General features: G+C 65.1%; 7 protein-coding genes and 3 tRNA genes. 3 read left to right on the plus strand and 7 right to left on the minus strand.

Annotated features, from left to right (window positions below; all coding sequences use genetic code 11):
* The first annotated feature begins 11 nt into the window (after positions 1-11).
* A tRNA-Lys gene (locus ABT352_RS12960) sits at positions 12-85 on the plus strand.
* 122 nt (positions 86-207) lie between these two features.
* On the opposite strand, the gene ABT352_RS12965 is transcribed toward ABT352_RS12960, so the two are convergent.
* Genes ABT352_RS12965 through ABT352_RS12980 form a run of 4 tightly spaced genes read right to left on the minus strand, consistent with a single transcriptional unit; the run spans position 208 to position 5,346 of the window.
* Positions 208-1,341 (minus strand): hypothetical protein, encoded by a 1,134-nt coding sequence (locus tag ABT352_RS12965; protein WP_350944887.1) that lies wholly within the window; start codon positions 1,339-1,341, stop codon positions 208-210.
* Positions 1,338-3,290: a hypothetical protein gene (locus tag ABT352_RS12970; RefSeq protein ID WP_350944888.1), complete on the minus strand. Its 1,953-nt coding sequence runs from the start codon at positions 3,288-3,290 to the stop codon at positions 1,338-1,340. Before ABT352_RS12970 ends, ABT352_RS12965 begins: the two co-directional genes overlap by 4 nt.
* On the minus strand, positions 3,287-4,021 hold the full coding sequence (locus tag ABT352_RS12975) for a toll/interleukin-1 receptor domain-containing protein (RefSeq protein ID WP_350944889.1): 735 nt from the start codon (positions 4,019-4,021) through the stop codon (positions 3,287-3,289). Before ABT352_RS12975 ends, ABT352_RS12970 begins: the two co-directional genes overlap by 4 nt.
* 14 nt (positions 4,022-4,035) lie before the next feature.
* Positions 4,036-5,346, minus strand: a complete 1,311-nt coding sequence (locus tag ABT352_RS12980; RefSeq protein ID WP_350944891.1) for an NsdA family TPR-like regulatory protein — start codon at positions 5,344-5,346, stop codon at positions 4,036-4,038.
* Positions 5,347-5,841: 495 nt separating this feature from the next.
* Between ABT352_RS12980 and ABT352_RS12985 the strand changes: the two genes are divergently transcribed.
* Positions 5,842-7,314, plus strand: a complete 1,473-nt coding sequence (locus ABT352_RS12985; RefSeq protein WP_350944892.1) for a hypothetical protein — start codon at positions 5,842-5,844, stop codon at positions 7,312-7,314.
* A gap of 284 nt (positions 7,315-7,598) precedes the next feature.
* On the opposite strand, the gene ABT352_RS12990 is transcribed toward ABT352_RS12985, so the two are convergent.
* The 3 genes from ABT352_RS12990 to ABT352_RS13000 form a co-directional block, all read right to left on the minus strand.
* Positions 7,599-7,675, minus strand: a tRNA-Gln gene (locus ABT352_RS12990).
* 17 nt (positions 7,676-7,692) lie between these two features.
* A tRNA-Lys gene (locus ABT352_RS12995) sits at positions 7,693-7,765 on the minus strand.
* 148 nt (positions 7,766-7,913) lie between these two features.
* Positions 7,914-9,335: a hypothetical protein gene (locus ABT352_RS13000; RefSeq protein ID WP_350944893.1), complete on the minus strand. Its 1,422-nt coding sequence runs from the start codon at positions 9,333-9,335 to the stop codon at positions 7,914-7,916.
* 254 nt (positions 9,336-9,589) lie between these two features.
* On the opposite strand from ABT352_RS13000, the gene ABT352_RS13005 reads away from it, so the two are divergent.
* On the plus strand, positions 9,590-10,279 hold the full coding sequence (locus ABT352_RS13005; protein ID WP_350944895.1) for a ThuA domain-containing protein: 690 nt from the start codon (positions 9,590-9,592) through the stop codon (positions 10,277-10,279).
* The last annotated feature ends 140 nt before the right edge of the window (positions 10,280-10,419 follow it).

Genomic DNA, 10,419 nt, shown 5'->3' on the forward strand with positions numbered 1-10,419 from the left:
CTCCGTCGCAAGCGCCGCTAGCTCAGTTGGTTAGAGCAGCTGACTCTTAATCAGCGGGTCCGGGGTTCGAGTCCCTGGCGGCGCACCGCACAGAAATCCCAGCTCGGCACGCTGAGCTGGGATTTCTTGGTTTTCGAAGGTCTTCCGCGGTTGCTCTTCGGCACGGTTCCAGCACATGATATTGTCGCGCGTCCCCACCGATTCCGGTCATTCAGGACGACCTGCACCATCTCCGCTTGTGGTCCTTGCGTCGCCGTTGAAGGTGGCACCCGAGCCATTCCGATCTGTCGCCGGACCAGTGCCGTTGGCGTCTGGCGCATCTGATGTCCCGAGGCTCTCATCGAACGTTGGACGGGATTGCGGCTGGTTAAAGCGTCGCTGCAGATCGTTCGCCATGTTGTGCCTGCCGTACCTGGCGAACAGGTCGGCCAGTTCAGCAGCGAAGAGCGCTTGTTGGTCCGTGTCCTCGAAGCCGACGGTGAAGAGCATGGCGCCGACGTGATCAGCCGTCGACGTGTGCCCCGTGGGCTCGTAACCGGACCCTTCGTACGGCAGACGCGCTGGATCGGCTCCGTAGCCGTCGGGAAGTTTGTCGTGCGCCGCGAGGGAGAGCTGGGTCAGCTGTACGATGTCATTCACCGTCTTTTCCACCTGCTCGCCGTGCCTGTCCAGATGCCAGACGACCGCGGCGCCGGGGCTTCTTAAGACGTCCTCGCTGAGATACCGCCGCCTGCTCTGCTCAGCCTGCTTATTCTGTTCCCAGACGGCCATCTCCTTGCGCTGGGTCGCCAGCATGTCCAGGCGCTTTCGATCGTCGTCCGCGAGCGTGAGGACGACATCCTGTGCCATGGCGTGCACTTCGCCTGGGCTTACCGGCTGCACGCGTCCCAGCGTGCCGCTCAACTCGTACTGGACGAGGTTCACCTGCTCCGGCGGCCACTGTTCGGTCACTTCTCTGGCACGTTCAATGATGGCCTGGACGGCAACGCCTTCCAGGTTTAGGGGGACGTCGTATGTGGTCTCCTCGGCGGGAGACCACAGCACCGTGGCCGAGAGCAGGAAATCATAATCCTTGGCGGAACTCGGCAGAGGAATCTCCGCCACCTGCTTGCGTCCCTGTTCCGGTTCAGTGACGGGAACGAAGGACGAGTAGGCAGGGGCGAGGTCCGGCTTTGTCCCGCGACTGGCCGTCCGCGCGACCAGTATCGCGCTCGTCACCAGCGCGCCGACCAGTAGAGCCGACGCCCAGAACGGCCATGGAGCGAAATAAATGAGGCCGGCCAGCAACACCGCGCCGATGGTGAAGAAGTACAGGTTCACCGTCTCGCGCCCCTGGCTCATGTCCGTCCCTCCTTTTCCCTGTAGTTCTTGGTGGCTGCGGAGACCTTCTGTCGCAAGGTTTCCGTGAGGAGGGCACCGCGTTGCCGCTCTTCCTCGGTGGCGTACGGCAGGTCACGTGCGGTGGTGTACAGCGGTGCCAGGACTTGAATGCGGGGAGTGGCCGCCGACACGAGCACGTCGAGCAGTGCGTGCCGCTGTATCTCGCGATCTCGTGCGGCCATGAGCCAATCATGTACTCGCGGGCCCTTGACTCGCTCCATGCGGTGCGTGAAGACGGCACGCCACCCATTGGTCAACCGTTGCCTCACCTCCGGATCCGCGAGCAGTTCGTGGCCGTTTTGTCCTTGGGCGGTGAGGGTGTCCGGGACGGTGAGGTCATGAAAGAGGTCGAAGTCGGCCGGCCAGGGCCGTTCGCGTCGAAGGCCCTCCTCCAGTCTGCGCAACATGAACCAGTGATGCCTACGCTTGCTGCCAGCAAGGTCGGTGAGTGCGTCACGGGCGAGTGTTCCGTCGTGTTCCCTGCGCGCCAGGTGGTGGAGCCGGACCATCGCCTCGTCGGGATGTCGTACGGCGATGACGTCGCGGCATGTTCGCACCAGGACGAAGCGGAGACCGTGGGACGGTATTCCCTCTGTGGCACATTCGTAGATCTGCCGACGAAAGAACCGGCCGTGTTCTTCGTCCAGAAGTCCCTTCTTCAAGGTCAAGGCCGCCGCGCGCAGATGAATGTCGGTCTGCCGAGCGGACCAGTCTTTGACCAGGGACATCAGCATGGGCCGGTAACGCTCGTGCAGGCAGAGTTCCGTAAACCGTTCGACCAGGGAGTCCCGTTCACGCTGACCCAGCCCGGCAATGGTGACTGCTTCCCGTGCCCATTTCCAGAGGGGCTCGCGAATTTCTGGAACATGTCTCCAGAAGTGCCGTCTAACGGCGTAGTCGTAGCCGAATGACCGGAAAGAGACTTCTCCGGAATGTGGCTTGATATCTGCAGCGATATGGTCGAAGCGGGTTAAGAGGTCTTTTCGCTCGAGAATCGGATGTTCGTCATCGTCATGGTCCACCGCTTTGAGCAGTAAGTTGCTCGCCTGGTGGATATCGTCGGCATGTGCGCCGTGCAGCATCGCCGTGGCTATCAGCAGGGCTTGCGTGCGGCCCTCCGGCTTGCCCTCTTCGCTTCGTAACCCGTCGACCAGCGCCGAGTGTGAGTCTTGAGCGGCCTTCGACCATTCCTGTAGATCACCACACCCGCCGTCTTTCGCCCTCGCTTTGACCACAAGGTCGGCATAGTACGCGACCTGGTCCAGAGACGGACCGGTACGGAGGTGGCGAAGGATGGGGTCCGGCCATGGCTGATCGGGCAGGATGACGATGCCTTCTGATCGAAGATGGCGGCGCAGCACCTCGCCGGCTGCTGGAGCAGCTATTTCTACCAGCAGCCGCCGGAGCTCGGACGATAGGGTTCTATCCGCATGGTCGGGCAGGACTACTGCAAGATGGGCGGCTCGCTCATGTACGGTCTTACGCAGCGCCCCCAACTCGTCGCCGACCTCGCGCCAGTCCATTTCCTTCGAGGGTATGAGATCGAGCAACAGCAGATCTCCGTTGCCCACCTGGTCCAGGTCCAGATAGGGACGGTTGTCCTGCAGCAGTAGCTCTTGGAACGTCCGGGTCTCCACGCGCAGCTCATGCAGCAGCATGGTGGCCGCAGTCCTTCTCCCGCTCCCCGGCATGCCATGAAGGAATACGGTCCTGTACTCGCCCATGATGCGGCGAGCCCGTGCGAAACCCTGGGGATACACGAAGTTCCGCCGCAGCCACACAAAATGGTCATCGGCAAGACCACGCGGCGTTCTCCCGCTGGAATCCTTCAGAAAACCGGCGATGTCACCTTTACCGAGCAGGAAGTTCCCTTGGGCGCGCTCTATGTTGTTGGTGATCTGGTCGCTCAACGGCTGTCGTCCCCCTTCTCCTCCTTCGTGGCGGAGTCGCCGAACCTGTGGTTGATGCCGCTGTAGTTGTCGCCTGCCACATGAGTGCCTCCGGGGCCAGAGAAGTGTGAACCGCCGTAGGTGTTGTAGGTGTCATGGGTGTCTTGCTTGATGTCGCCCTTTCCCATGTGGAACGTGCCGCTGAGATCGCGGCCCTGAACGGTCGGGCCGTGACTGTCGTGCACAGAGTTCGCCACCGCGTCCGGCCCGCTGGAGCGGTTGCCGAGGCGATCCGTCTCCTTGAGCTTGGGTACCAGGTCCGCGAGGAGGTCGCCGAGTTTGGCGAGTTGGTCCTGGGTGTGGCTGCCGCCGAGTTCGAAGCACTGCAGCTCGGCCAGCCGGGCGAGGTCCGCTGGTAGGTCCTTGGCCTTCAGCGGTTGGATACCGTGGCCGTCGAAGACGGGGATGACGTGGATCTGGCAGGCGAGCGCTTCGGCGAGTTCTCGGCGCACCCAATCGTGCACGTCGCGCAGGAGAGGGGAGCGGGCCCAGTCAGGGCCTATGACGGCGACGACGGCGGAACTGCTCCGGAGCGTGTTGAGTAGCTTGGGTGGAAAGTGCTCGCCGGGCCTGATCGAGGAACGGTCCCGGAACACCTGCTCTTTGCCGAAGCGGTCGGCGAGCTTGGTTTCGATCGTTGTAGCGGTCTTGTCGCCGTCGTTGGTGCGGTAATTGATAAAGACTTCAGACACGAGGGATCGCTTTCCTAGAGGAGGCCAGTGGTTGTCAGGGCGCTGAGACGGGGGACGATCTCACGTACGGTGGGGTGACGCGGATATCGGGTGAGAATGCGTGCGAGCCGGGGCAGGTCCATGGCTACCGTTGCGGATTTCAGGGTTGCCGCGTCGTCCAGCAGATTGCCTGTCAGACGGCAGGCGTGGTCCACGTCTCCCGCCGCTGCGTGCGCGAGCGCCTGCCTTACGCCGTAGCGGACTCGGGTGCGCAGCGCCTCTGGCCGCACTCGGGTGAGTTGGGCGCCGAGGATCTCAGCCGCCTCGCGGGGTTGGCCCAGGTCGTACAGGCACCAGCCGGTGATCATGGTCACCGGGTCAGGGAGGTTCGCGGAGCCAAGGACTGGAGTGTCTTCGTCCGTAGTGGGGCAGTCGAGTAACGTGCGCGCCCGGTCGAGAACGGCCATGCAGGCGGTGCGGTTTCCGGCCAGGGCATGTCCCTGTGCCTCGTGCATGGCGGCGATCCCCTGGATTCTGGGCAAAACCGTGTTGCTCTGCGCGCGCTGGGCGAGTTCGATTGTCTGTCCGGCGTCGTTACGGTAGAGCGTGACCAGGGCGTGCCGGGCCATGCCGTAGGCGGCGAAGTCGTGGTCGCCGCCGACCGCGGCCATCTCGACGGCGTGGCGGGTCCACCAGAGGGCGGCCTGCTCATCACCCGTCTCCTGCACCAGCCAGCCGACGTACTCCGCGTACCGGGAGTCGAGCAGCAGCAGGGCTCGACGGGTACGCGGATCGGCCTGCTCAGCGTATTCACGCAGACTGTGGGTCTGCGCGATGAGCGCGGGCAGGAGAAGTCCCGGTTCGACCAACTGGCCGAGCCTGCGGTATTCGTTAAAGATCGACCGAGACGCTGAGAGGAGCGACTCCCCTTCCATCGTGAAGCCCGTCACCCGCCCGCCGATGCCGATGCCCGCGAGTCCCACGAGGGACGCTGCGCCCGTGGTCATGATCTGCCGTCGGTTCACGGACTGGAACCAGCTTCCTCCTGTCGGGGACAGCCCCATCAGCCACACCTCCTCGCATCCGGCCGCGTTGCTGGCGTTTGTCGTGACGCCTTCCGCATCGGTGATTTCCTCATTCAGTAAGGCGATCAAGGAACCGTCCGCGGCGAGCGCCGCGTCGCACAGTCCCCCCAGCAGCCGACTTGGTCTTTGTAGGCCGCGTTCTACTTTGCTGAGCTGCCCCTTGCTGTAATTGACCCGTTTTGCCAGATCGGTAAGGGAGAGACCGGCAGTGAGTCGGCGTTTCCGTAGCTCCCCGCCGAAGTGGGGCGACTGCTCGACCATGTGAATCTCCATCACGGCCTGTCCGAGCAGCCGGGAGCGCTCCAACAAGGCTGTCGCAACGGCACCGGGCAGGCAAGGTCGTTGGTGAGGTTTCCTGTTTCCAACTTCGCAGGAAACAGGAAACAGTTCTGCGTGTCGAGCAGGACTGTGGACGGTTAGGAATTTCTGGCTCTGGCGCAGAGATCGCGAACCCGTGACTGGCCGTGAGGCTGGTCAGTGGGCGAGCAGGATTCTCTGCGGAGGAGGTCGAGGTTGGCTCGGCCAAACATCTGGCGCTTGAGCGCCTTACAAGTTACGTGGAATCAACCGTAGGAACGATCATGTTCCCTTCGGTCTCGCCACGTACTTGAGGGGCAGCGTTGGGCGCAGTGGTGTTGGAGGAGAAGTGGCCGGTTCCGGGGAGACCCAACAGAGCCCTTTTCTGTCAATCACAGGAAAGACGGCGCTGACGGGCATACCCTGAAGTCTGATGCCGGGCGGAAAGGTCAACGAGCCGTGACCAACAATCAGGCGGGGAAGAGTAGCCTGCAGGCTGCGGAAATCCTGTTCTCTCCGCTGCTCACCCTTGACGAGCTTGGGCCTCTGGGGCAAATAGCCATCACCTACTCGGTGAAAGAGAACGGCTGCTCGCACAGCCCTTCCTGCCGACAGCGGGGAAAACATGCGGCGGAACCGACAACCACGAGCCTGAAGGAATTTCGGGGACATCGCCATCACGAGCGGGTGTGCCGAACATGCGGCGGCGCGGACCTGCCTGCGTTGAAACCGGAGGAGATCGCAAGTGTCGAGGAACTGGTGCTGTTGCTGCCCCCACGATTGGAGGCGGCGCAGCGAAGAGCTGAGGCCGAACGCGTTGTGGTGGCTCGGGTAAGTGCTGCTGATGCGCTCGATGAGCGGGCACGGGCGATCCTCGATGGGTGGGAGTGGAGGCTCGCTGAGGAGCGGCAGCGGGCTGAAAGACGATCCGCCGACGTCCTGAGCGCCGTGACTCGTTGCAGTGAGGACAGGACGTGCACGGCAGAAGCCGACGTGTCGTTCGATCCGCGCACGCTGAAGGTCGATTTCCGGTGCCGGATCAATCCAATGCACGGCCGAATGGCCTGGGATGACGAGACCTACGAGGTATGGAAACAGTGGAATGAGGTCGAATACGACACGCTTGCCCTCATCGCCTCGTTGATCGCTGAGGATGACTCCTGTTGGAGTGAGGTCTACGGCACCCGGGCAGACGACTGGCGAGCGGTGACCGCCGCGCTGCGGGCTTTCGATGAGGCGAACCCACAGCCCATGGACCTCAGCCTCAACGTTCGGTGTGGGCTGTGCGGTCGGCGGATGGCGCTCCACGAGAGGGAAAGCCGTGCGGATGTGCCCTCGGTGTATGCGTGCGAGCACCGACATACGGATGGTCGTTTCCACCACGAGGAGAAGACTGACGTCCATCGTGTGGTCGACCGCGTTTTGCTCGACACGCTCAACGGACGCTTCTTCTGGGTGACTGCACCCGAGCTGGCACCGGCTCCCGCTGCTCTGGTCGCCTACGCCGACCATCTCACGGCGAAGATCGCAACTTACGATGCGCACATCGGCGCGGCGAAGGCAGACGCGGCTCTTTCTCGGCAGCGCACCGACCTGGTGGCGCGATTGGAGCAGGTCGGGATGATTAAGGAACACGGAGTATTCGCGGTGGCCGGCCTGGATGCACTTGTGCGGGAGCCCTGGCGCGGCGGGTCGTCGCGCGATGATGGCGTGTTGACGGATCTCGGCCGATCGCTGCTGGTTGATCGGGTTGCGTGCCATCGCGACGGCATCGAGGTCTTCACTCATCTCGATGAGGGCACCGCTCTTTATCGGAGACTGTACGCGGAGGATCTTCGGAAAGAAATCCGCGTGGCTCGTAGCCGGTTGCAAATGCTGGAGGACGAACTTACGGAGTTGGAGGAGACACCAGCAGACTCACCGTCACCGTGACATGACTCCGACCAGCGAGTGGAGGGTGCAGCAGTTCCGCCCCTGCTGACGGAACTGGAATGAGTCCCAGTCGGGATGCCCCCGGGGCGCACTCCTCCCCACGCGGCCGTTGGCCCTCGGTGGACGTGGAGGGAGCCTGGTCGGCTCCTGGATCACCCGCGAGAAGAAGTCCGGTCTTCGCGCGGTCGGGATCGCGCGGAGATCGGCTCGTCCACCACCTCGCCGGAGGAGGACTTCGCCCGGAGGGGAGGCGACACGATCGGTGCCCGGAGCGTTCGGTGGAAGGCCTCGTCGGCCGGGCTCGAACCGGCGTCCACCCGGTCCCAGAGCCGGGCGCTCTACCACTGAGCTACCACGAGGCGCATCCATCGTGTACGGCACCGCCGGCCGGGCTCGAACCGGCGTCCACCCGGATGAAGAGCCAGGCGCTCTACCACTGAGCTACAGCGGGCCGCACCCCAGTGTGCCCGCTGCCACCCGGCGGACGCCACCGAAATACCGGCATACCGGCATATCAGTGGCGCCGACGGGCTCGCACCGGCGCTCACCCGATCCGAAGCCCGGTGGCGCCGGCGCTGACCCTCAGCGGGGTGGCCGGCCTATTTCTCCGGGAGGTCCGCGGCGGGCAGATCACCGACCACGACTCCGGAGGCCAGCCCGTGGTGGGCGTCGGCGGCCAGTTCAGGCTTCACGCCCTTGCCGCTGAACACCCCGGCACGCCGCAGCAGGGCCGCCCACACCGGATCTGCGACGGTCACCCCGTGCACCAGTTCGGGCGTCGGCCGAAACACCGCGACGCCACGTCGAGCCGCGGGCGCGGTCCACCCCGTCCGCTCCGGGTCCAGCCCGGCCGTACGGCAGGCCGCCTCCACGGTGACCCGCGGGCAGGCCGCGGTGCCGTCCAGCACCTCCCAGGGCAGCGGCAGCGCCGCCCACACCGCGGTGTCGGGATCGACGTCGCCGCCGGTCTCGCGATGCCAGGCGGCCAGATCGGCGGCCATCAGGCGCATCACCTTGCCCGGACAGGCCACTTCCAGCAGTTCCAACGCGTCCAGCGACGTCAGGCAGGCCAACCAGCCAGCCCGGGCCGCGTTGTAGGCGACCGCCAGATTGTTCCACGTGGTGGAGTCGTGCCCGCGCCGTACGATCATCGTGGTGCGGTCGGTGCCGGGGTTCCAGCGGGCGCGTAGCACGTCGGCGCTGTGTCGCATGACGGCCGACCACTGGCCCAGCAGCCGTCCGCGCTCCTCGTCGGTCAGGCGTCCAAGGATGTCGGGAGTCGTGCGTACCTGGGCGATCATCCACCAGTCGCTCCGGTCCGCGCACCGGTCGAGCAGCATCGACGCGATCTCGTCGAACGGGTTCTCCCGCCCGGACAGGCTGAACTTCCGGCGCGTTTTGCGGCGCGCGGTGTAGTACGCCACGAAGCACGCGGCGTCGGCGTCGGAGACGAACCGCTCCAGCGGGATGTCCGCGCCGAATCCCGTGACGCCCACCATGAGCAGACGCCGCTTGGCCTGCTCGGTACCCAGCGTGCCCGCCTTGGCGGCGACCCGGCGCAGCACCCTGAACCGGCGGTTGTACTGCCGCTTGGACAGGTCCATGCCCGCGGCCTCCCGGGCGTCCCGGTTGAGCCGGTCGGCCAGGAAGTCACCGCGGTCCGGCGTCCACCGGATCTCGCGTCCCATGTTCGCCGCGAACTCCAGCAGCGACTCGGGAACGTCGGGGTCGACCTCCACCGACCGCTCGAACAGACGGCTCGCCGCCGCGACCTGCCGGGCACCGCCCACCGGCCTCGCGTAATCGGTGGACATCGAGGAGAACCGGTCCGCGCGACGGGAGGAGTACCTGGCCGCGCGCTCCAACACCGTACGCTCGCGCCGCGACAGTTGCCCGTCCAGTGCTCGCAGCACCAGATCGGCGACGTCCTCGGGCCGGTACCGCCGATCCAGCGAGTCGTGCAACTCGGCGAGGATCTCCTGACGGGATCGGCTTCCGTCCTTGTCGTCGTGGAACGTCATGGAAGTCATGATCCCGGCTGGTCCGCCTCGGCTTCGACTGGTTTATCCGATCGCGGCCATCTGGCCCCGACCGGCGCGGGCGAGCCTCACCGAACGGGATCCCGACTGTCCGGCTCCGCCACGCGCGGGGGTACGGCACCCAGCGATCTACGCGATACAGCTACTTCTTATGAAAAATGGGGATTTAGGGTACGCAGTACATCGCGGTGATCACCGCGATGTTCGTCGTCACGATTGGTCTGGGTGCTCCGTTTATGACCGTTGATCCGGCATACGAGGTTCTGGTCTTCTCCAAGACGGCCGGGTTCCGGCACGACTCCATCCCGGCGGGCATCGCCGCGCTGGGCGAGCTCGCGACCGAGAACGGCTTCACCGTCGACGCCACCGAGGACGCCGGTGTCTTCACCGCCGAGAACCTCGCCCGATACCGGGCGGTCGTCTTCCTGATGACCACCGGCGACGTGCTCGACGCCGCGCAGAAGACGGCGTTCGAGTCGTACGTCGCGGACGGTGGCGGATACGTGGGCGTCCACTCCGCCGCCGACACCGAGTACGACTGGCCCTTCTACGGCGGCCTCGTCGGCGCCTACTTCTCCTCCCACCCCGAGATCCAGCAGGTGACCGTGCGGGTGGAGGACGGCGCGCACCCCTCGACGGCTCACCTGCCGACGACCTGGGTGCGCACCGACGAGCTGTACAACTACCGCACCAACCCACGCTCCACCGTCCACGTGCTCGCCACGCTGGACGAGTCGACCTACTCCGGCGGGTCGATGGGAGACGACCACCCGATCGCCTGGTACCGGACGTACGAGGGCGGCCGGTCCTGGTACACCGGCCTCGGCCACACCATCGAGTCCTACGGTGAGCCGAACTTCCGCGCCCACCTGTACGGCGGGCTTCGCTACGCGGCCGGGGTCGCCACGGGTGACTTCGGGAGCTGACGGTTTCGCGGTTCCCCGCGAGGAGGGTCCCGGCCGGGTTCGCCCGGCCGGGACCCTCGCCGGGGTTGATGTTGAGGTGGCTGGTACGGGCGGGATTAAATGGTTGTTGGAGGGGTGGGGGGGTTGGTATGGGGGGGCGG

Source organism: Streptosporangium sp. NPDC000563 (assembly GCF_040299985.1).
Classification (GTDB): domain Bacteria; phylum Actinomycetota; class Actinomycetes; order Streptosporangiales; family Streptosporangiaceae; genus Streptosporangium.

Coding starts and splice junctions, on each gene's coding strand:
- ABT352_RS12965 (WP_350944887.1), bottom strand. CDS start 1,341: ATGAGCCAGGGGCGCGAGACGGTGAACCTGTACTTCTTCACCATCGGC.
- ABT352_RS12980 (WP_350944891.1), bottom strand. CDS start 5,346: ATGGTCGAGCAGTCGCCCCACTTCGGCGGGGAGCTACGGAAACGCCGA.
- ABT352_RS13000 (WP_350944893.1), bottom strand. CDS start 9,335: ATGACGTTCCACGACGACAAGGACGGAAGCCGATCCCGTCAGGAGATC.
- ABT352_RS13005 (WP_350944895.1), top strand. CDS start 9,590: ATGACCGTTGATCCGGCATACGAGGTTCTGGTCTTCTCCAAGACGGCC.